The 19,526-nt window shown below is 64.2% G+C and carries 23 protein-coding genes; 17 read left to right on the top strand and 6 right to left on the bottom strand.

Features of this window, described 5'->3' with window-relative positions; genetic code table 11:
• Window positions 1-103: 103 nt before the first annotated feature.
• The 16 genes from ACFQ24_RS02005 to ACFQ24_RS01930 all read left to right on the top strand — a co-directional run bounded on the left by ACFQ24_RS02005 (window position 104) and on the right by ACFQ24_RS01930 (window position 9,580).
• The gene (locus ACFQ24_RS02005; RefSeq protein WP_380908696.1) at window positions 104-592 is read left to right on the top strand and encodes a hypothetical protein; all 489 of its coding nucleotides are present in this window, start codon (window positions 104-106) and stop codon (window positions 590-592) included.
• Window positions 593-736: 144 nt separating this feature from the next.
• Window positions 737-1,129, top strand: a complete 393-nt coding sequence (locus ACFQ24_RS02000; RefSeq protein ID WP_380908694.1) for a helix-turn-helix domain-containing protein — start codon at window positions 737-739, stop codon at window positions 1,127-1,129.
• Window positions 1,119-1,322: a hypothetical protein gene (locus tag ACFQ24_RS01995; protein ID WP_380908692.1), complete on the top strand. Its 204-nt coding sequence runs from the start codon at window positions 1,119-1,121 to the stop codon at window positions 1,320-1,322. The genes ACFQ24_RS02000 and ACFQ24_RS01995 overlap by 11 nt, the downstream gene beginning before the upstream one ends.
• Window positions 1,307-1,597 (top strand): hypothetical protein, encoded by a 291-nt coding sequence (locus ACFQ24_RS01990; RefSeq protein WP_380908690.1) that lies wholly within the window; start codon window positions 1,307-1,309, stop codon window positions 1,595-1,597. The genes ACFQ24_RS01995 and ACFQ24_RS01990 overlap by 16 nt, the downstream gene beginning before the upstream one ends.
• The gene (locus tag ACFQ24_RS01985; RefSeq protein ID WP_380908689.1) at window positions 1,594-1,836 is read left to right on the top strand and encodes a DUF2312 domain-containing protein; all 243 of its coding nucleotides are present in this window, start codon (window positions 1,594-1,596) and stop codon (window positions 1,834-1,836) included. Before ACFQ24_RS01990 ends, ACFQ24_RS01985 begins: the two co-directional genes overlap by 4 nt.
• The gene (locus ACFQ24_RS01980; RefSeq protein WP_380908687.1) at window positions 1,836-2,159 is read left to right on the top strand and encodes a hypothetical protein; all 324 of its coding nucleotides are present in this window, start codon (window positions 1,836-1,838) and stop codon (window positions 2,157-2,159) included. Before ACFQ24_RS01985 ends, ACFQ24_RS01980 begins: the two co-directional genes overlap by 1 nt.
• Window positions 2,160-2,161: 2 nt before the next feature.
• Entirely contained in the window at window positions 2,162-2,332 is a 171-nt protein-coding gene (locus tag ACFQ24_RS01975) for a hypothetical protein (protein WP_380908685.1), read from the top strand.
• Complete coding sequence (locus tag ACFQ24_RS01970; RefSeq protein ID WP_380908683.1) at window positions 2,329-2,832, top strand: hypothetical protein; 504 nt, start codon at window positions 2,329-2,331, stop codon at window positions 2,830-2,832. Before ACFQ24_RS01975 ends, ACFQ24_RS01970 begins: the two co-directional genes overlap by 4 nt.
• Window positions 2,825-3,013 carry a hypothetical protein gene (locus ACFQ24_RS01965; protein WP_380908681.1) on the top strand — a complete coding sequence of 63 codons (189 nt, stop codon included), beginning with the start codon at window positions 2,825-2,827 and terminating at the stop codon, window positions 3,011-3,013. The genes ACFQ24_RS01970 and ACFQ24_RS01965 overlap by 8 nt, the downstream gene beginning before the upstream one ends.
• Window positions 3,010-3,207, top strand: a complete 198-nt coding sequence (locus tag ACFQ24_RS01960) for a hypothetical protein (RefSeq protein ID WP_380908679.1) — start codon at window positions 3,010-3,012, stop codon at window positions 3,205-3,207. The genes ACFQ24_RS01965 and ACFQ24_RS01960 overlap by 4 nt, the downstream gene beginning before the upstream one ends.
• 257 nt (window positions 3,208-3,464) lie before the next feature.
• The gene (locus ACFQ24_RS01955) at window positions 3,465-5,588 is read left to right on the top strand and encodes a ParB/RepB/Spo0J family partition protein (protein WP_380908677.1); all 2,124 of its coding nucleotides are present in this window, start codon (window positions 3,465-3,467) and stop codon (window positions 5,586-5,588) included.
• Window positions 5,585-5,902 (top strand): hypothetical protein, encoded by a 318-nt coding sequence (locus ACFQ24_RS01950; protein ID WP_380908675.1) that lies wholly within the window; start codon window positions 5,585-5,587, stop codon window positions 5,900-5,902. The genes ACFQ24_RS01955 and ACFQ24_RS01950 overlap by 4 nt, the downstream gene beginning before the upstream one ends.
• A complete protein-coding gene (locus tag ACFQ24_RS01945) occupies window positions 5,899-6,237 on the top strand; it encodes a hypothetical protein (RefSeq protein ID WP_380908673.1) in 339 nt (112 codons plus the stop codon). The genes ACFQ24_RS01950 and ACFQ24_RS01945 overlap by 4 nt, the downstream gene beginning before the upstream one ends.
• Before the next feature lie 247 nt (window positions 6,238-6,484).
• Window positions 6,485-7,105, top strand: a complete 621-nt coding sequence (locus tag ACFQ24_RS01940; RefSeq protein ID WP_380908671.1) for a J domain-containing protein — start codon at window positions 6,485-6,487, stop codon at window positions 7,103-7,105.
• Window positions 7,102-7,308: a helix-turn-helix transcriptional regulator gene (locus ACFQ24_RS01935; protein WP_380908669.1), complete on the top strand. Its 207-nt coding sequence runs from the start codon at window positions 7,102-7,104 to the stop codon at window positions 7,306-7,308. Before ACFQ24_RS01940 ends, ACFQ24_RS01935 begins: the two co-directional genes overlap by 4 nt.
• A 256-nt stretch (window positions 7,309-7,564) precedes the next feature.
• On the top strand, window positions 7,565-9,580 hold the full coding sequence (locus ACFQ24_RS01930; RefSeq protein ID WP_380908667.1) for a hypothetical protein: 2,016 nt from the start codon (window positions 7,565-7,567) through the stop codon (window positions 9,578-9,580).
• Window positions 9,581-9,583: 3 nt separating this feature from the next.
• Here ACFQ24_RS01930 and ACFQ24_RS01925 read toward each other — a convergent pair whose 3' ends face one another.
• From ACFQ24_RS01925 to ACFQ24_RS01910, 4 genes are all read right to left on the bottom strand, one after another.
• On the bottom strand, window positions 9,584-11,830 hold the full coding sequence (locus ACFQ24_RS01925; protein ID WP_380908665.1) for a relaxase/mobilization nuclease domain-containing protein: 2,247 nt from the start codon (window positions 11,828-11,830) through the stop codon (window positions 9,584-9,586).
• Window positions 11,827-12,156 (bottom strand): plasmid mobilization protein, encoded by a 330-nt coding sequence (locus tag ACFQ24_RS01920; RefSeq protein ID WP_380909032.1) that lies wholly within the window; start codon window positions 12,154-12,156, stop codon window positions 11,827-11,829. The genes ACFQ24_RS01925 and ACFQ24_RS01920 overlap by 4 nt, the downstream gene beginning before the upstream one ends.
• A 232-nt stretch (window positions 12,157-12,388) precedes the next feature.
• The gene (locus tag ACFQ24_RS01915; protein WP_380908663.1) at window positions 12,389-13,312 is read right to left on the bottom strand and encodes a ParA family protein; all 924 of its coding nucleotides are present in this window, start codon (window positions 13,310-13,312) and stop codon (window positions 12,389-12,391) included.
• Window positions 13,313-13,396: 84 nt separating this feature from the next.
• Entirely contained in the window at window positions 13,397-13,954 is a 558-nt protein-coding gene (locus ACFQ24_RS01910; protein ID WP_380908661.1) for a hypothetical protein, read from the bottom strand.
• Between the two features lie 423 nt (window positions 13,955-14,377).
• On the opposite strand from ACFQ24_RS01910, the gene ACFQ24_RS01905 reads away from it, so the two are divergent.
• On the top strand, window positions 14,378-15,361 hold the full coding sequence (locus tag ACFQ24_RS01905) for a toll/interleukin-1 receptor domain-containing protein (protein ID WP_380908659.1): 984 nt from the start codon (window positions 14,378-14,380) through the stop codon (window positions 15,359-15,361).
• Window positions 15,362-15,423: 62 nt separating this feature from the next.
• On the opposite strand, the gene ACFQ24_RS01900 is transcribed toward ACFQ24_RS01905, so the two are convergent.
• Both ACFQ24_RS01900 and ACFQ24_RS01895 read right to left on the bottom strand, forming a co-directional pair.
• Window positions 15,424-18,114 carry a DEAD/DEAH box helicase family protein gene (locus tag ACFQ24_RS01900; RefSeq protein WP_380908657.1) on the bottom strand — a complete coding sequence of 897 codons (2,691 nt, stop codon included), beginning with the start codon at window positions 18,112-18,114 and terminating at the stop codon, window positions 15,424-15,426.
• Complete coding sequence (locus ACFQ24_RS01895; RefSeq protein WP_380908655.1) at window positions 18,107-19,210, bottom strand: DNA methyltransferase; 1,104 nt, start codon at window positions 19,208-19,210, stop codon at window positions 18,107-18,109. Before ACFQ24_RS01895 ends, ACFQ24_RS01900 begins: the two co-directional genes overlap by 8 nt.
• Window positions 19,211-19,526: the final 316 nt, after the last annotated feature.

Genomic DNA, 19,526 nt, shown 5'->3' with positions numbered 1-19,526 from the left:
TCTTTCTCGGGCGCTCCGGCCGCCCTGGACCCATCGCTGCCTGGCCGGGCGCGAGGTCTATCCCGCGCCTTCGGGTCGCACCTCGTGCTGCGGGAGCCGGACAATGACGCGGCCGCGCCCCGCCCTTTCCATCGACGCGGCGATCGCGCGCGTGATGGCGCAGCTGGGCAGCTGGGCGGAGGTCGCGCGCGTCACCGGATATGCGCACCCGCGCCAGTGCGAGAAATGGGGCGCATTCGACATCGCCGAGGAAGGCGACATCGAGGCGCGCGACATCCCCATGCGCGCCGCCGTGAAGCTCGATATCGCCTTTCAGGCGGCGGGCGGCACCGGCGCGCCGATCCTTGAGGCCTATGCCGATCTCGTGAAGATCGCCGCCGCCGAGGCTTTTGGCGACAAGCAGCGCCTGCTCGAGGCGACGATGGCCTTCATGCACGAGAATGGCGAAGCCGAGCTTGCGCTGATCGAGGCGACGAAACCCGACGCCGGCGAAGCCGAACTCGCCAACGCGCGCAAGCAGCTGATCGATGTCCGTCAGGACGTGGACGAAATCCTCGCCGGCATCAGCGCCCGCCAGCGCAGCCCGCCCTAGCCCCCGCTGGGGGACGCCCCACCAACCAAAAACCATGTCCTAACCGGCCAGCCTGTAGCGTCTGACGCGCTTTCGGGATGGCTTTTGTGTTGCCCGCGCGGACGGACTTGAACGTCCGCGCAAACAGAAGGCGCAGGCGCGCTGATGATGACCCCCGGCACCTACCTGAAACTCCGCCGCGTGGCCGCCGGCCTTACCCTCATGGACGTGGCCGCGATGGTCTCGACCAACCCGCGCTATGGCGAGATCGACAAGGTCGCATGGATCGACCGCATCGAGCGCGACATTGCTGCACTGAGCCCCGACGTCATCGCCACGCTCGCCGACGCCTTCCGCTTCTCCCGACAGGTGCTGCTCCGACTCATCACCCTGCGCAGCTACGGTCCAGACGCGGGCGAGGAGCCGCGCATCTGCCACCTGTGCGGCTGCACCGAACATGACGCCTGCCTGGATCAAGCCACCGGCCATGGCTGCGCCTGGTCCGGCCCCGACACCTGCACCTCCTGCACCGGAAAGGATCTGCCCCATGCGGCATGAAGCTATCCACCCCATGGCCTGCGCCTGCGACCGCTGCGCCGGGCCGGCAAAGCCGACGCCCTATGTCCCCGACGTCGTCGATCCCGCCGATCTCGCCGCCGCCCGCGCGGGCTTGATCCTTGGCGCTTTGACCGTAGGCATGCTCGCCACGGTGAAATTCGGGCCGGGCGTCGCGGAATGGCTCACCCGCTGATGCCGGATGCCGACTTCTCGCCGGACGATATCGCCAAGGCGCAGGAGATCGCCAATGCGATCACGCTCGCCTGCACCCCGGCGCAGCACAACGCCATGCTGCCTTTCTGCGCGGAGCCGAACCTCAATCCCATCACCCTGCCGCTCGGCATGGCGAACCATCACGTCAACGGCCTCGCCGTCTCGCTCGGCACCCTGCAGCCGGATCTGCGCGACCGCCTGATTGCGAACATCCCCGGCCAGATTCAGGCCGCCATCGAAGGATCCTCATCATGAGCGAGGGCAACATCGCGGCCGACCATCTGCGCCTCCTGATCGAGCGCATCGAGCGCCTTGAGGATGAGAAGAAGGGCCTCGGCGACGACATCAAGGACGTCTACCTGGAAGGTAAGGCGACCGGATACGACACCAAGATCATGCGCCAGATCATCCGGCTGCGGAAGATGCAGCCGCATGACCGGCAGGAGCAGGACGCGATCCTGCGCACCTACCTTGCAGCGCTGGGGATGGAGTGATGGTCGCCTCCATCGACCTTCTTCCGCCAATCGCGGCCGAGCCGATCGAGCCCTTCTCGATCCCCATCCTGCTGGATGACAACGGCTGCGCCTGGATCCCGGACGGCTTCCAGGCCGGCTGCTTTCGTCTTCTCCCGGTGGGCGAAGGCGCATCGCTGGGATGGGCGCCGATCCCTGAAATGAACAAGGCACTCATTTCGATATGGGGCGGCAATCCCTTCGCGCCGACCGGCGAGGCCATCGCCATCGCGATCAGCCGACGCGGCCTGCGCGGGATCATCGCTGGCCTGCAGTCGATCGATGCGCAGATGGAGGGTATGTAGCAATGCCTTACGCGACGAGGATCCGACGTCGGCCCTACTCGGCGGATGAACTCCGCGCGATGTTCGCGGAGGGCGACAGCGTCTCCCAGGTCGCGAACCGCGCCTACCGCCTTGACCGCTCCATGACCAAGGACCGCGTGCGCGCGATCCTCTTCGATGGGGCGCCGGCATGAGCCGCGACCGGATCGAGGTGCGGGAATGCGATCGCTGCAAGGCGAAGGTAGAAGCGCGCGAGCTCGATGCCTTCGCGCGGTGGGGTTCCGGTACGATCACAGGCGAGCGGGAAGGCCGACCGGTCGGCTTCGCAAACGCGGACTTCTGCCCGGATTGCCTCGACTTCATCGTCTCGTGGTTCGGTCAGGTCATGCGCGAACGCGACGAGAAGCGCACCGTCAGCGCTCCGACGCGCGCGCCCCGTCCGCCCGCCAAGGAGATCGCGGCGAAGCTGATCGCGGATAATATCGCCCGATCGCCCGAGCTCGACGACTATCTGGCCCGTTTGGACGCCATCACCAGCCTGGATGACCTGCAGGAGTATCAGGCGAGCAACGGCCTCAGGCTTATCGAATGGCTGGCCGATCCCGCGCTGTCCGAGCGAGTCCAGGCTGCGCATTATGCGGCGTTCGAACGGCTCGAAAATCCCTTGCAGGATGAGGAGCAGGCCGATGTCTGACGACTTCGACCCCGCGTTTGTCGATTTCGACGCCTATTTGAAAGGCCGATACACGCCGCCACCTGAACTCGTGGCGCTGCCGGATTGGCAACTGATCAGCACCGGGTGGGGCGGCAAGGGTTTCGGTATCGAGGAACTCGACGATCGTGCCCGCGCTTCTGCCGGAGTGGCAAAGCCATGAAGCCGAACCCCGGATATTGCCCGGCGGAAGCCGAGGGCAAGCGGGTCCGGGTCTGGCTCGTCCATGGGCGCGAAGGCTCCTGTGACGACAATCCCATGAGCCCTCCGGGCTGGGCGGCCGATGGCCGGACCGGCTGCAACTGGGCGATCACCGGATCGCAGTTCGACATCGCCTTTTATCAGGTGATCCAATGAGCGCCGCAGCCGTCCTCTGCGCCTGCGGCGAATGTCGCGCGCTCGATGCCGAATTTCCGAATGACGGCCATCAGTTGGCTCTGGTCACGTGCCCGGAGCCAACGCTGATCACGGCCGCCCAAGATCGCTCGTCTGCCATCCCCCCAATGCAACCGGCAGACGATGCGACCCCGCGCCGGGCGAATGCCCTGTCCCGGCGCGGGGCAACCTCCCTTCCAAACCTCCCCACCAAGGAGAATCTGCCCAGGAGAAGTCCCATGTTTAAGACAATGACGATCGGCGAGCTATGTGTTTCGCCATATAATGTTCGCACCAACCAGGCCGACGCCACCGCCATCGTCGGCATGGCGGAGTCGCTCCTGAAGCGCGGCCAGCTTTATCCCTTGGTCGTTCATCCGATGCCGACCAGGCCGGGAAAGAAGAAGCTCCATGGCGCGCTTGCGGGCGGCCGTCGGTACCGCGCGTTCAGCCTGCTGATCACGCAGGGAAAGCTGCCTGCCGACCATCCGATTACCGTCATCGTCCGGGACATCACCGATGAAGGCGAATTGCGCGAACTAAGCCTGGCCGAGAACATCGTCCGTGTGGATCTGCGCGATTATGAGAAATATGCTGCCGTCGCCCTGGCGCACCGCAACGGCCGAACCTTTCAGGAGATCGCCGACACCAACGGCCAATCGGTCGAGGTCATTCGCCAGTGGAACCGCCTCGGCAATCTTGCCGAGCCGATCTTCGAGGCTCTCGAGAAAGGCGAAATCGGCACGCGCCACGCGATGGCGTTCGGCGCGACTGACGATCATGAAATGCAGATGCACGCTTTCCGCGCATTCATGCTGCGCGGCGACCGCGAGCAATCCCACGCGCCAAGCATCATTCGCCGGCTGTTGAAGGTCGGCGACAGCGAACTGACCAAGCTGCTGCATTTCGTCGGCGAGAAGGCCTATCGTGACGCCGGCGGCCGCTATGAGCTCGACCTGTTCGCGGACCAGGCGGAGGAGCGCGGCCGCGTATGTGACGAGGGTCTCCTCCTGCAGATGGTCGAGGCGAAGCTGGAGAGCGCCCGCGCCCTCATCCGCCAGCAGGTTTCGAACCATACATCCGACCGCAAGCTGCGTTTCGAAGCCAGCCCGCCGAAGGAAGGAAATTACGGCGGATGGGCGCAGGATCTCGAGATCAGCGCCGACCCTGCCGACGTCCATCCCGACGACGCGGACCGGTCGGCTTATGTGCAGAATGAAATGGCCGAGCTTGAGAAGCGGGCCGAACTTCTGCTCAGCGATCCGGCACTAAGCCAGGAAGAGAAGGACGCGGCGATCGCCGCGATCGACGTCGACTACGAGCCGCTCGAGCAGGAGCTCGCGCAGATCGATTCCCGCCGGACGCTGGCGCTTCCGGAGGGCGACATCTTCGCGACGCTGGAGATCGAGCAGGACGGGACGCTGGAAACCCGCTTCTGGTGGGCGAGCCGAAAAGCGAAGCGCGACGCCGAAAAGCCTGCCGCACCGGCCCGCGCTCCCCTGACCAGGCCGATCCCAAAGGTAGAGGCCGAAGCCGCCGTTCGCGCCATCATGCCCAAGCCCGGCCGCGGCGGCGTCGCCATCGATAGCAGCTACGGTTTCGGCGAACGGCAGAAGGCCGACTTCGCGATCAAGGATGAGCATGGCCTGACGGCCGACGGCGTCCAGGTGCTGCGCGGCCTGCGACGCGAGGTGCTCCGCTGCGCCCTCCTCGATGACGCGGAGAACGACGGCACCTACGGCCGCGACTATGCGACCTGGTCGTTGCTGCGCTTCGAACTGGCGGGCGGCTACGGCCATGAGCTCGGTGCCCGCCGCCTTGCCGGCGGCTATGAGTCGAACAATGGCAGCTGGCAGGTCATCCAGCCTCACCTGAAGCGATCTGTCGCCGGCATGCGCTGGACGAAGGAGGGCGAGCAGCTGCGCGCCCATGCAAGCATGAGCGAGAAGAATCTCGCCACAGCCTTCCGCGCCTATCTCGACGAGACGGAACTGTGGAAGAACAAGGCGGGTGCATATCTCGCCGGCCTGTTGCTCGAGCGCAGCCTGAATGCGCCGGGCTATCAGGTGCCCCTGCACGATCTCCTCGCCGCCGGCGTGCGTCTGAACGACGCCCCCCTGCGCGGATACGTCGAGCCTACCGAGGAACTCGTCGAGCTCCTGCCCAAGGCACAGCGCCTGGCGCTGGCGAAACCGCACGTCGACAAGATGGCGTTCGGCACATGGGGCAAGATGAAGGCGGGCGAGCTCACCGCACCCGTCACCCGCGCCCTGCGCAAGGCCCGCAATTGGGTCCACCCCCTGATGCAGTTCGCACCGCCGCCGAAGCCAGCGCTGGCCGAGTTGAAGGAAGCCGCCGAATGAGCCTCATAGGTTTCATCAGGGCTTTCATACTCGCCGGCCTGCCCCGCTCGACCGAGGATTGGGGCCAAGGCGATTTAGCCGTCTGCATAGAGGCTAAGGGCGGTGCCGGTGACAACATTGATCCGGCGGAGGGCGATTTACTTCGCGTCTCGGATGTCTGTTGCGACGGTATTTTCCTGCATTTCGAGGGCAAGCCAGACACTCGGCACTGGCTTGCCGCGCACTTCCGCAAGGTTCGACCTGACACTGAACCGGCCGCAGAAGAAGAATGGGTCGACCAGCTGAAGCACTTCCGTCGGAAGGAACCGGCGTGACGACCGATCACATGCACCGCGACATGGCCGAAGAGGTCATACGAATTGGCGAGGAGATCGAGCCTCAGATCGATGCCTTGATGCAGAGCGCGTTCGACCGAACCATGGCGCTAACCGATCTTGGCGACCAGCGCCATCACGACGCCCTTTCCCTCGCATTCCAGCTGTCGGCCGTGATGGTGGCGAAAGCGACCATCCTGCTTGGCGACCAATATCCTCACGCCGAACCGGTCCGGATCTGGACGACCGCGATGACCGATCTGCAGCTGCGCACCCAGCAGGCGATGCAGGTGCTGATTGCGTCTCGCGCGACCGGAGGAAGCAGCGTCCAATGACATGCGAGCATGTCGCCCTGCCTTCAGGCGGATCTGCCATCATTTGCACATCGGAGCGCGCCAAACGCTGCGATTGCGGCAACAGGGCACGCTTCCTTTGCGATTGGAAGGTGCCAGAGCGTCGAAGCGGCACTTGCGACGCCCCGATCTGCGCCGGCTGTGCCACGTCGCCGGCGGCCAACAAGCACCTCTGTCAGTCCCACGCCGCCGCTTTCGAAGAGTGGAAAGCGCGTCAGGAGGCGCGCCGATGAAGGGCCTCGACGTCCAGATGGGCTTCCCTCTCCAGTGGCCCAATGGTCGGCCCAGGACCGCCGATCGCAAGCCGGCGCTGTTTCGCGCCGGCGGCAGTCCGCTGACCATGACTACAGCGAGGCGGCGATTGACCGAGCAGCTGAGCGCCATGACGCGCCCAGGGCAGACGTGGCGGACCACTGACATCATCGTCACCACCAACATCCGCTATACGGCATCGGGCGGGCGCGATCAGAAATTTAGCCGACGCGATCCGGACGATCCTGGCGTGGCGCTCTACTTCAGCCTGGATCGGAAACCGCACGTTCTCGCCTGCGACAAGTGGGACAGCGTTCAGGACAACATCGGCGCGATCGCCGCGCACATCGATGCGTTGCGCGGTCAGGAGCGATGGGGGGTCGCGGATCTGCGGCAGGCCTTCGCAGGCCATGTCGCGCTGCCTCGCCCGACGCCATGGTGGGAGGTGCTTCGCACGGACGCGACCGCATCCCTCGAGCAAATCCATTCGGCCTACCGGGCGGCCGCGAAGCACGCGCACCCCAATGCCGGCGGCGATCGCGCCGCATGGGATCGCCTTTCATCAGCCTACGAAGAAGCAAAGAGAGGAAAAACGTGAACGATCACGTCATGATCGCGCCGGGCGATCGTCTCATCAGCCTAAAGGAAGTGCGCGCGCGGACCTCGCTCAGCACCGCCACCATCTATCGGCGACGCGGAAAGTCGTTCCCGCGCTCCTACGCGATCACCGATTCGCGCGTCGCATGGCTGCTGTCCGACATCGAACGCTGGATCCAAGAGCAGATTTCCGCGCCCCACTAGCCCCGACGACTGGAGACACAACGGGAGGCATTTTCAGATTGTTCAGGGGAAATAATAATGTTTTACAAAGCACTAGGAGCAGAAATCGAATCCTGTCTCCCCGACCAACTTTCGGCTTTGTCAATCGAAAGCGACCGAAAAGCCCGCCTTTTCTCAGGAGGCGGGTAATTGGTTGCGAATCGTTTCGCACAATTGTGCCAGAATTGTGCCAGCCGCTGTGCGCGCGCCTGTGCCCGCCATGCCAGCCGGAGTGCGCATGGCCACCAACATCTATCCCCGCGGCACCACCCAGTGGTGGCGTAGATCGGTCCGCTTCGTCGCCGTCGTCAACGATCCTATAACCATCCGGATGTCGCTGAAAACGCGATGCCCCCGCGAGGCCAGAGCCCGTGCCGGGTACCTCGAGATGGAGATGAAGACGGTGGAGACGGTGATTGCCGAGGAGCTGAGGACGCGGATCGCGCCCGACGACATGCGGGCCGTGTACCAAACGGCGTTCGAGGCGACGCTCGACCGCTACATCGTCCAGCAGGCAGCGACGCCGTTTCGAGCCGAGGCACACGCCGCGATCAATCTTGCCTATGCGCGTTACTTCACGCTGATCGCTTCGACGCCCGTGCCGCCCGAGGCGGACGAGGCGTTCCGGCAACAGCTCGCCGACAGTGATCTGTCGCCCCGTGATGCAGACGCCCTGTTCGTGACGGTGGCGCGGCATCACGGTGGGTCGCCGATCGGCCACAACCATTTGGCAAGCTACCTGCGGGCCGCCGGGGTCAAGCCGACCGAGGACAATCTGCGCGCGATGTCGCGGGTCGCGGCGGCGGCCTATCGCAACGCCTGCCTCGCCGCGACTGAAGGGCTGGACCTGCCCAACCCCGAAGCCGAAGTCTGGCCGCTGCCGGGCGCGCTGCGACGGCTGCTCGACCTGCCGGCTCGTGCAGCGCTGGCGGCGTCGTCGGCGGAGCCGACGCTGCCGCCCCAGACCACACAGGCAACAACGCCGGCTCCGACAGCGACAGTGACGGCACCCGTCGTTACAGCCGCCGTCCGATCGGCCGGGAAGATCGACGTGCCGTTGTCGACGCTGGCCGCAACGTGCCTGCAACGGAAGATCGATGACCGCGAATGGCGCGAAGAACGGCGGCGCGACATCGACGCCGTTGTCAACCTGTTCCTGGCCGCGAACGGCGACCTGATGCTGTCGGAGATCGACCAACAGGCGTGCAGCGCGATGACCGCGCTCTTTCCGCGGCTGCCGAGCCGCTACGGCCATACCCGCGAAGACATCGAGGGCGGCATGACAGCCGTCATCGAACGCGGCGACGCCCTCCGCGCGATCTGGAAGCGCGATCCGGTCGCCGCCGAGCGCGAGCTGGTGCCGACCGTCGGTATCAGCGACATCACCCACAACAAGCACGTCACTTGGCTCAGCGCGCTGTTCAAGTTCGCCGACGCCAACGGCTACGTCACGCCTGACGTCGATCTCGGCAAGCTGCGCCGCAAAGTAAAAGGCCGTAAGGGCGGCAAGCGCCTGCCCTGGGCGGAGGCCGACCTGCGCACCCTCGTTTCCGGGCCCGTCTGGGCCGGCTGCAAGGGGCTTTGGAATCGGCTGGCACCCGGCGACGTCGTCATTCACGACGGCATGTATTGGGGGCTGCCGCTGGTCGTCTGCACCGGCGGGCGATCTGAGGAACCGGCCGGCCTTATGCTGGTCGACATCTTTGAGGACGCGCCGGTTCCCTACATCCACTTCCGTGACAACGCCTATCGCCTGCTCAAAAACGGCCAGTCGGACCGCAAGGTACCGATCAGCCCGGCGCTGATCCGGCTTGGCTTCCTCGACCACGTTCGCGCGATGCGCGAGCTTGGCCACGAACTGCTGTTCCCGGAATTCTACAATCCCAAGGCCAGCATGAGCTTCGACCACGTCTTCTACGATAAGGTGTTCGAGCCCCTGCGCGATTTCCACTTTCCGAACGGCACCAGCCAGAAGCGCGGGCGCAAGGACGTCGACGTCCACTCGATCCGCACTCGCGTGGCGTCGTTCTGGCGCGACCGCAAGTTCGATCCGGGGCTGCGCCAGTATCTCCTCGGTCACGTGCCCGACGGGGAGACCGCCGCGTCGTACGAGGAGGAGCCGGGTCTCGATCTGCTGTTGCCGCTGGTCACCGCGCTGGGCGACCTCCTGCCGGAGCTGCCCGTTATGCCGCTGCGGCTGCGCCCGGCGGAATGGCAGAAGTTCGGCTCGATCCGGGGCCGGCGGGCAACGTGAGTCTCACGATCTGTGCATGGCGACCTGACGAAGCGCGGCCTGCTGACGTTGGTGGAACTGTGCCTGCTGGGCGATACGATCCGCTTCCGAGCAGCCTTCGGCTTGCATCTGCGTCACAACCGCGCGGGCTTCGTCATCATGCATGATCCGGCTGGCCAGCGGTCGAAGCCTGACGAAATCCTGAGCGTCACGCCCGTGTGCGATCAGCCACGCGTCAACGAACGGGTTAAGGCCGACGAACTGCCGAGCCGTTCGGTCGTCTGCGTCGTCAGGCGGATCATGAAGGAACGGGAAGTCGCCGTAGATCGAGACTGGCTCGAAATCCGGCGAGCGCATACGCGGTTCCGCCGTCATTTGCTTGCTGCCGAGTTGATCTGGCGTCGGTATGATTGAATGGCCACTCTCCGCTATGGGTAGCGGCAGTTGCGCATCACGCGATGCGGACGTGGCTTCGATCGGAGCTGCTTCATTGGTCAGCGTCACGCCCTCCTCCATCGCTAGGCGGGCGCACAGATCGCGGAACGCCGCGTCACCGCTGACGATCGAAACCGATCCCCACTTCTTCTGCGCGAGCAGCAATGCCGCCCGAACTGCTTCCGGCTTGTCCGCATGATCGACCATGAGGAGGTCGCCGAGGTCGCGGAGCGCCGCGTTTCCGTGTTCGTCGAGGTGATGAAAAGCGCGGCCAACGGCAACACGACGATAACCGGGCACATCGATCGGTAGCGGTGCCGACCCATATCCCGGGGACATGAGCATGGTCGGCATGGTCATGTTTTCTAGGGACGGCAGGACCGGTGCTGATGCCCCGGCAGACCAGGCGGCCAGCGTTGGAAAGTTCTGAAGCGTCGGCAACGCCTTCGCAGCCGCCCGGAACTGCTCGACGACGACCGTGGTCAGACGTCGATGCTCATGCCCCACGACGCCACGCGCGACGTTCAGCATCGTGCCAGTATTCGCCCAACCTACAGCGATGATGTCGGCTGACATGCAGTCCTGTATCGTGACGAGGCTCTGTTCGATCGCAGCCCTTTGCGATTGGAGATGAGCCTTCAGGGTTTCCACACCGGTGGCATAGGTTTGTCGTTCGGCCCAGTAGCGCTCCGGCCCCTTGTCCGGCGTCAGCGACATTGGGCGACGCTCGACAACGTCGACCGATGGATCGCGAGCGATAAAGGGTCCGAAGCCGGATCGCTTTTCCATCTGTCCGAGCGCAGCGGATCGATCCGCGGTGGATGCGGCGAGGGTGCTGTCGGCCCACCGGATCCGCGCGCCGGATCCGCCGGTTTCATATTCGAAGCCCTGCTCAGCGAGGCGCTGGTGCACCTCGAACCACGATCGTGCCGTCCTCAGGATCGGCTTGACGACCGTCTTCGCGAGCCGCTCGAATGAAGCGAGCTGGGTCCGTCTTTCGTAGGCGCGCGCACCCTCCGACAGTTGTTCCTCGATCGGCAGCTTCTCCTTCTCCGCCGCCGATGCTTCACGGCTCTCGGCGCGCTGCTCCTTGCTGGGATATCGGCCGGTGATTCCGGTGACATCACGGACCTGAATTCCGGTTTCGTTGTGAAAGACGCCGTGTTCATTGGCGCGATAGAGCGCGTTCGGCTCAGATGCCCAGCCCTGTTCATGTTCGATCATGGCGACCGCCTGATGAATCATATCGACCTGCCAGTCGCCGCCCGCCGCAATGCGTTGGTGCGTCTTCGGATGCACACGGTTGGCGGCGATGTGCAGGTGATAGTTGGCCGTATTTGAATGAGCGGCGTAGATCGCCTGGTTCTCGCTCAGGCCCATCGCGTCGAGAAAGATCTCGGCGACTTGGTGGACCTGTTCAGCGGTCGGCTGCTCATGGCCCTGCCAGGCGAGGACGTAATGCTCGAGCGGATCGATGCCGGGCGAGCGCATCATCGTCGCGATCATCTCGCGCTGGCATCGAACGAAGTCGTCGCTCCTGAAATTCCTGAAGCCGATGACGTCGACCTTCTCGCCGGGTTCGACGCGCTGCAGTTCAGCAATCGTCGCCGCGACGTCGGCGATGTAGACCAGCGCAGCATGGCTTTCCTCACCCGCCAGTTCCAGTCGGCGCAGCTGCGTCGGATCTGCATCCCGGAGATAATCGGTCAAGGCCGCCGCGCGACCGCGCACCTGCTCGGGCGAGACGATCGTCGCCGGCAATCCCTTCCGTCTGAGTTCACGATCGATGGCACGCCGCGCACGCCGGTTGTTCAGGCCGATGCTCTTTCCGATCACGGGCGTGGCTCTTCCATGCTCAGGACGCACAACCGATCCAGCAGCGCGTCGAGCCGGTCGAACGCGTCTGCGAGACCATCCGGGCGGCCGAGCTCAACGCTGATCCGCATCGTGCAGAACAAGGCGACGGCCTCGGCGAGCAGCATCTCCATGGGGTAGAACCTGATGGCGCGCCCTTTCAGCACGCGGCGGATATAGGCCGATCGGTCGAGGTGCGCTGCGCGGGCGGCTGCGTCGATCTTCTCGACTTCGTCGAGCGTCATGCGTGCGCCGACCGTCAGGGTCTGGGGCGACGATGCGATAGATTTGTTCGGGCTAAGGGCCATCATCTGCTTCCTCAGGTCGCCGTGACAAGCGCAGCGCGGAATGGCGACCTGCCGGCCCGGTTAACCGGGCCCATCCTGCACTTTTCCCCTCCACCGACTTCAGAAAGGCGATCGGGTAGATCTGACATTAGATCACGCGCAGCGCCGACATTTGTGGCTTTGGAACGCCAGCGCCGTACGACACCGATTCGAACGACGCTGGCAGGTAAACCAGCGAGCCGACGCGCTCGGGTCAGGCTCTCGCCGCGCGGTACTCGCGATCGTAGTGCTGAGCCTCTCTTGCCGATGTGACGCAGTCGACGTCGGAGTGCGCGTGCAGAACCTTGTGCATCGCGCGCTGCAATCCATCGTATGCGGTCAGCACGGCATTGGTGAGCTGCTCGGCGGGCAGCGGCGGGGTGTATTTGAGCGCGTCCTCGGCAGCGGCTCGCAGCTTGGGGATCGCGGCACTGGCGCCGAGCCACTCCGCAAAGTTCCCGGATTCCGCGATCCGCAGCAGATGCAGCGCAATCTTGGCTGTCGCCAATTCATAGCCCGGCGGCGGCGCGTCGATCAGGTCAGAAGGGAGGAGGTGGCGGGAACGCCACAGGTCATCGACATTGGGAGGGAAGTTATCGACGTAATGAACCGGAAAGCTCGCCAGCGCGGCGGGCAGGTCCTCGAACTTTCCCGTGCCATCGATATTGTGTCGGGCAATGCGGATCTGGGCACGTGGCGAGAAGAAGCTGCCGATACGGTTGAGATCCGCCGTCAGCCCGGTCTTGTGCGGGATCTGATTGAGGATGAGCGCGCAATTCGCCGCGCCGCCGAACGCATCCATGATGCCGAGCGTTGGTAGGATCGTCTCGGGGTTCGACAGCTGGGCGGCGCCGAAGTCGATGAACACCAAGTCGAACCCGGCAAAGGTCCGCTGCGCAAGGTCGGTGAAATCGGCATCGTCGGTGAGCTTGAGGACGGTGTGACGGGATTGATCGACCAGTGACGACGTCGCCGCAGTCGTACTGTCGGCGTCGATGAACCCGACCCGCAGTCCGGCGAGCAGCGCGATGGCCGAGGACTGTATCACGCCGGCTGACTTTGCGATGCCGCCAGCCTGCGGGCCGTTGCCGACCGTGCCGGGCTTGTTCGGGTTGCTGCGAAATGACTTGATGACCATGATGAATACCTTTCGGGCGGGCTACCCCGCCGATCCGTTTTGAATGGACGATTGTTGCCGCGTTCCGCGGTTGCGGGTTGGCGATCAGAACCCAGGCGCGCGCAGGCCGCGCAGTTCCTGTTCGATCGTGGATGTGCCTGACGTGGCCGCCGGTTCGACGGGCTGCTTCGCCGCAGCCACATCCGGCTTCGCCGACTTTCGCGTGGCCTCATCGACGCGAGGCGCGCGGGTCTGGAGGGACAGCGCGATCACGGGCTGGCGTTCCGCCTCCTCCTTCAACGCGCGCACGAGCGCCCGTCGGAAGGTAGCCCCGTCATTCTCGGCACCGAGTTCCTTGAGCAGCGGCCACAGCTTCTTGAGCTTCACGCCCGGGAAGGCGTTCATCGCGGCGATCACGTCAGCGAGAACGCTCGCGGCCAGCTGATCCTTGGTCTTCGTCTGCGGTTCGAGCGCGAGCGCCTGTGCGAGGGCCGACGTCAGTGCGCCGCCGTATTTTAGTTCGGCTTGGCCACTCCCGCGTTTCCGCGCGCTGCCTGTTGCGCTCGCACCGCCCTTCGACGCCTTGGCCACACGTGCCGGCTTGCCTTTGCCCTGCACGACGGGATCGTTCGCAACATTATCTGTAGAGAGAAGATCGGGCATCGGTTTCCTCCAGAATCGCCCGAGCAGTCGATCATGATCGACTGTCGTAACGACCTGGAGGTCTGACACCCCAAGCCAGGAGCGGATTTACCCCGCTGCCGACATTGCACCCCACCATGGGGCCCGCAAGGAAGGCGCTGCACCTACACCTTCACTGGTTGTGCACCAGACACCGCACATCCGGGTGAGGCCATCCTCAGCTCTAAGCGTCGCAGCGCTTGGTTCGAGCATCGACTCTACCTCCGGCCCATTCCAGGACCCGGACGGAACGTATTTAGAACAAGCGCCGTCGATCCGCAAGAAGGTCGTAGCAAAATGAACGCTGACACGACTTTGTCGGCCGGCATGAACGATAGCGGCGCTATCATCATCGACCGTGCGGCGGGCGTGGTCTCGCACGCCTTGACACGCTAAACCTTGGAAATGACGACGGGCTTCATATCCTACACCCACGCCGATACCGCGTTGAAGGAACAACTGGTGCAACACCTCGCGCCGCTGCAGCGCGAGGGGCTGATCGACATCTGGCATGACGGGATGCTCCGCCCAGGTGAGCATCTCGATCCAGCCGTGCAGGCAGCCTTGGCCGCTTCTGATCTTGTCATTCTGCTCTTGTCGGCGGCCTTCGTTGCGTCCGAATATTGCTACGAGCAGGAGATGATGCGCGCCTTCGCACGCCAGCGTGACGGCACGGCGCGCGTGGTTTCGATCTTCTTGCGACCCTGCCAGTGGAAAGGCGTGCCGGTCGGCGATGGTCAAACCTTGTCGGAATTCGTCGCGCTGCCTAAGGACGGCAAGCCCGTCATCAGCTGGCCCGATGCCGACACGGCGTTCGACAACGCCGTTGGTGCTATCCGCGATATGCTGAAGGCTGATCGGGCGCGCAGTGCCCGGACCACCGATGCGAGAACGCTCCAGCCGAATACCGCGATTTCCACGCCCCGGCCAGCGAACGCCTCCAACCTGCTCGGCATCGCCGCTAAGCCGACGGACCTTGATCGCGACCGCTTCCTGCGTGAGGGGTTTCAGACAACGGCAGCGCTGTTCGAACAGAAGCTCGCCGAACTGAAGGCATCCGACCCCCGCATCGACACGGACTTCGAGCGGATCGACAGCCGTTCGTTTGCGGCCAGCGCCTATCTTGATGGCAAGCGCGTCGGCCAGGTCAGCATCTGGCATGGCGGCGATATGTGGCGGAACGCGCTATGCCTGAGCTATGATACGGCGACGAGCACGCGAAACTCGATGAATGACTGGCTGCCGATCGAGGACACCCCCCACGGTCTCGCGTTCGGCGCGCGTAATGCGATGTCCCATGTGCGACCGGATGGACCGCTCGACGCCGCTGGTGCCGCCGCCTATTTCTGGGACAATTTCTTGGATCAGGTCCGCAGCCGCATCAGGTGACGATCACGATGTCTATAATGTTCGTCGCCGCCTGTATGGACGGATAAGATGCGCACGAACGATCACGTCGCCTTCGCCATCACCCCTGCCATGGTGAGGCTTTCGGTGACGTCCCGCTCAGACAGCAACGCATAGCTCCAGAGTTTGCCATCTCCTTCGGCCGCGAATGTGTTTGCATTGGTGACCCAGGCCCGCGCCGCGCGGGCTTTCTCCTGGACGACCGGATCGGCAAGATCGCGTTCCGCTTTCACCTCGACGATCAGCTTGCGGTCGATGCACTCGACGACGAAGTCTGGTTCGTATCGGCGTCCGCGATCATATTCGATATCGAACTGCCCCGCCGCCGGCCGCAGCCAGCGGATTACAGCAGGCATCTTGTCGCTGTCGATCAGCGCGGCGAAGCGGCGCTCCGGGTCGCTGTCGAACTTGTGGAACTGATACGGGCTCTTCTGCGAGCCGAAGAACAGGATGCCCGGCGTCGCGGATAGTGGATTGGCCGCCTCTGTCAGCGGCAGACGCTTGTCGAGCGTCACGCCGAGCTGCTGGGGCTTGAGCGTCTTGAACGAGCGCACCCGCTTGGCGCGATATTCTACCGGCGTCTCGCGATAGTGGCGGCGCATCTGCTCGAATACGAAGCGGGCGAGCGCGCGACCGTGCTCCAGCGCAACCGCTTCGACCTCTTCCTCGGTGGCAAGGTAGCCGCGCAGCCGAGCGATCACTTGTCCCGCCCACTTATACAGCCGGTCAGCGTGGCTGTCATAGTCGACCTCCGGATAGTCGATCAGGTGGCGGATAATGTAATCCTCCGGCCGCCGCTCTCGCGGGCCGGCGCGTTCACGGGCGAGTTCGCGCTGGCTGTCGTCGCGCAGGTTGCGGATTAGGATCGTGTCGCTCGACGGGCGGAAACGGATGCCGTCCAGTCCCTCAAGGTCGAAGTCGTCAAACCAGAAGTTCACCTCGCGGCTCGGCAACACAACGATCTCGGGGATCTCGATGGTGTTGGCAGCGATGCCGACGGCGATCTCCGCCACCAGCGCCTCGACGGCGGGCGGCTGCATCACTGCGTCGAAGCTGCCCTGAGCCGCGGCCGTCGCGCGGCGAACATCAGCGGCGATCGCCGCCTGCACCTCAGGCTTCTTGAGGTCGGCCAGGCCGCCAGGCAACGAGCGCTCGCGCTCGCGGATGAAGGCCAGCGTGGCGTCGGCGATCGCAACCTGCTCCGGCGAAGGCGGTGTATAGGGCGCAGGCTCGTCGCCTTCGCGCACGACGGTTGCCATCGGAACGCGCCCGGTGAACATCGCTTCGACCACGGTCGGCACCGTCATCACCTCGCGCGCGTCCGGCGTCACGTCGCCACCTTCGCCGATCGTGATCTCCTTCAGCTTGACGATCGAGCCCGGCTCGCGGGCGCGCCTGATGACCTCGTCGAAACGGTCGTGGGCGATGACCGTCAGCGTGTCGACAGCCTCGACGCCGGTGCGCGTGCCGTAAGGCAAGCGAAGCCCGCGCCCCAGCGTCTGTTCGGTCAGGATCTCCGACGCCGACGCGCGCAGCGGCACGATCGTGTACAGGTTCGTGACGTCCCAGCCTTCCTTCAGCTTGTTGACGTGGACGACGATGTCGGTCTGCGCGTCGTGTTCCAGCCCGACGAGGCGCGCCATCGCCTCGTTCGACTCCTCCCCAGTCTGGTTGGAGTGGACCTCGGCGACGCGACCGCGATAGGCACCACCGTGGAAGTCCTCGCTTTCGAGATAGGCACGGATTGCGCCCGCGTGCGCGGTGTCCCTCGCCACGACGAGCATGAACGGATGCACCTTCGGCCGCCCGCTTTGGCGGGCGTAGAGGTCCAGCTCGACCTTGACGTGCTCGTGATAGGTCACGCCATCCGCGAGCATGATCCGCTCCAGCTCGTCGGCAGCGACGCCGTCCGGCCGGAAGTCGGCGCGCGTCGCCACCGCCGGTTCCTTGACGTAGCCATCGGCCATCGCTTCCCCGAGGCCGTAGGAATAGATGACGTTCTTGAAATCCTTCGGCGACGCGCCGACCGTCTTCGGCGTGGCGGTCAGTTCCAGACCTAGACGGGGGTTGAGTTCGAACACCGCATTCGCCGCTGCCTTGGCGCGATAGCGGTGCGCCTCGTCCATCAGCATGACGAGGTCCGGCAGGCGGGACAGATAATCGAAATAGCTCTCGCCCAGCGTCTCGCGGAACGAGCGGATGCGGCCCTTCTCCTTGTTGATCTTGTCGACGTTGAAGATGTTGATGATCGCCTCGCCGCCGAACAGGTCGGAGCCGCGGATGCCGCGGCCTTCCTCCCACGTGTCGCCGGTGACGATGATCGGCGGGGTCTGCGCGAACTCGGCGATGCCGCGGAAGACGTATTTGGGCGACGACTGGCGCGAGAAATCGGTGACCAGCTTGTCATAGATCGTGGTGTTCGGCGCGAGGACGAAGAAGTTCTTCGACCGGCCGGTCAGATACAGCCAGGCGATGAACGCACCCATCAGCCGCGTCTTGCCGACACCCGTCGCCAGCGCGAAGGCGAGCGACGGGAACGCGCGCTCGAAGCTCTCGACCGAGGGGTAGGTCGCGCGGATCTCGGAAAGCAGCGCCGCCGGGTCGGCCGCGGCATCCCAATCCAGCCGCCCCGCCACGTCGGCGAGGATCCGCAGCGCCTCTTCCTGCGGCTTGCGCAGGCTCAGGCGCTGCGCGACCTGACGGCGAAGGCGATCGTCGCGAGTGAGGTCAGCCATTGGCCGGCTCTCCCGCGAACAGCGGTCCGGCGTCCGGCGCGTCGTCGGCCGCTTCCCGTTCCGGCAGCGCTGCGATGTTCAGCGAGTAATCGTCGCGGCCCCATTCGCATTTGCTCAGGATGCTGGCCGGAATCTTGCGGCACGTCAGATTCTCGAACGCGTCGATGTTGCCCGAGAACGCGCGCGCGCAGATCAGCAGCGAGCGGTCCGGCCCGACCTCTTCCGACAGCAGCCGCAAGGCATCCTGCGTCAGCGCCTGCGTGGTGACATAGAGGAAGTCGCGCTCGCTCGATCGGCCATGACGCCACCATTCGGCGTCGCGTTCGTCGCCGTCGCCACTCTGCGCGGGATCGTAGGTAAAGCCAAGATGCTTGCACATCGCCTGCGCCAGCATTGGTCCGTTGTACTCAGGCGCGATCACCCAGTTGTCATAAGCATCGCGCTCCAGCAGCGAGGGAGCGAGCGTGAAATAGCGAAACCCGCCGCCGCCCTCCCAACCGACCGCCTTGGAAATACCGCCTTGGTCCTTCCCGTCGACCACCTTGATTAGGCGCGGGACAATGTGGGTGTCCGCGTGATCCCCGATCTCCACCATGATCCAGCGACGGCCCATCTTATGCGCAACGGCACCGGTGGTGCCGGACCCGCCAAAGGAATCTAGGATCAAATCACCTGGATTGGTCGCGAGTTCGAGGATCCTTTTGATTAAAGCCTCGGGCTTCTTACCGTTTTTAAATTCGACATCGCCTTCCCGCGCGATGCCAGTCCAACCAATATCCGTCCATACGTCCGTAATGATTTCTCCTGGAACGGTCATACCATCAATTTCAACCAATCGATCTTCATAAAAGATCATTTGCTCGCCATTCAGGATATAGAAATTTTCGACATCTTCACCTGGGTGCTGCATCACGCTATCGCGGGTAGCTCGAGACCGCAGGATAGTATCACGACGCTTGATGCCTGCGCCTCCTCCAATCGCAGCAGTTCGAAACACACGGCGAGCAAGTTCAACCGCAAGCTCCCCGACAAGCTGATCAAACAAGTCTCCAAGTTTCTTTTTCGCCTCTTTAGAACTCGGATAGCCCTGCCGCATAGCACACTCATCCGCTAGACTGGTCCACGTCCAGTCTTCAATTGGCGCATCTCGGTCCTGAAGTACTTTAGAGTATGCGGCGTCGTAACCTTTAAGTGCGAAAACCCGCCGTAGGGGTTTAGCTGAAGACGACGCCCGATAGCACAATATGAAGTTTGCCGTTGAAAATATGCGCGCACTCGTTGCCTTAGAGGCTGTGTCAGAACGCTGACGTAACGGTGGACGGCCGAGTTTCGATATGATTCCGAGGGGTTGCGACACCAACTTTGGAAACCATCATGTGGAACCCGACCGCCCGCGCGCATCATAGCCGCGC

It is taken from the genome of Sphingobium olei, from assembly GCF_042678845.1.
Classification (GTDB): Bacteria; Pseudomonadota; Alphaproteobacteria; order Sphingomonadales; family Sphingomonadaceae; genus Sphingobium; species Sphingobium olei.
The sequence above is the reverse complement of the archived record's forward strand: the minus strand, read 5'-3'. Positions and strand labels throughout refer to the sequence as shown.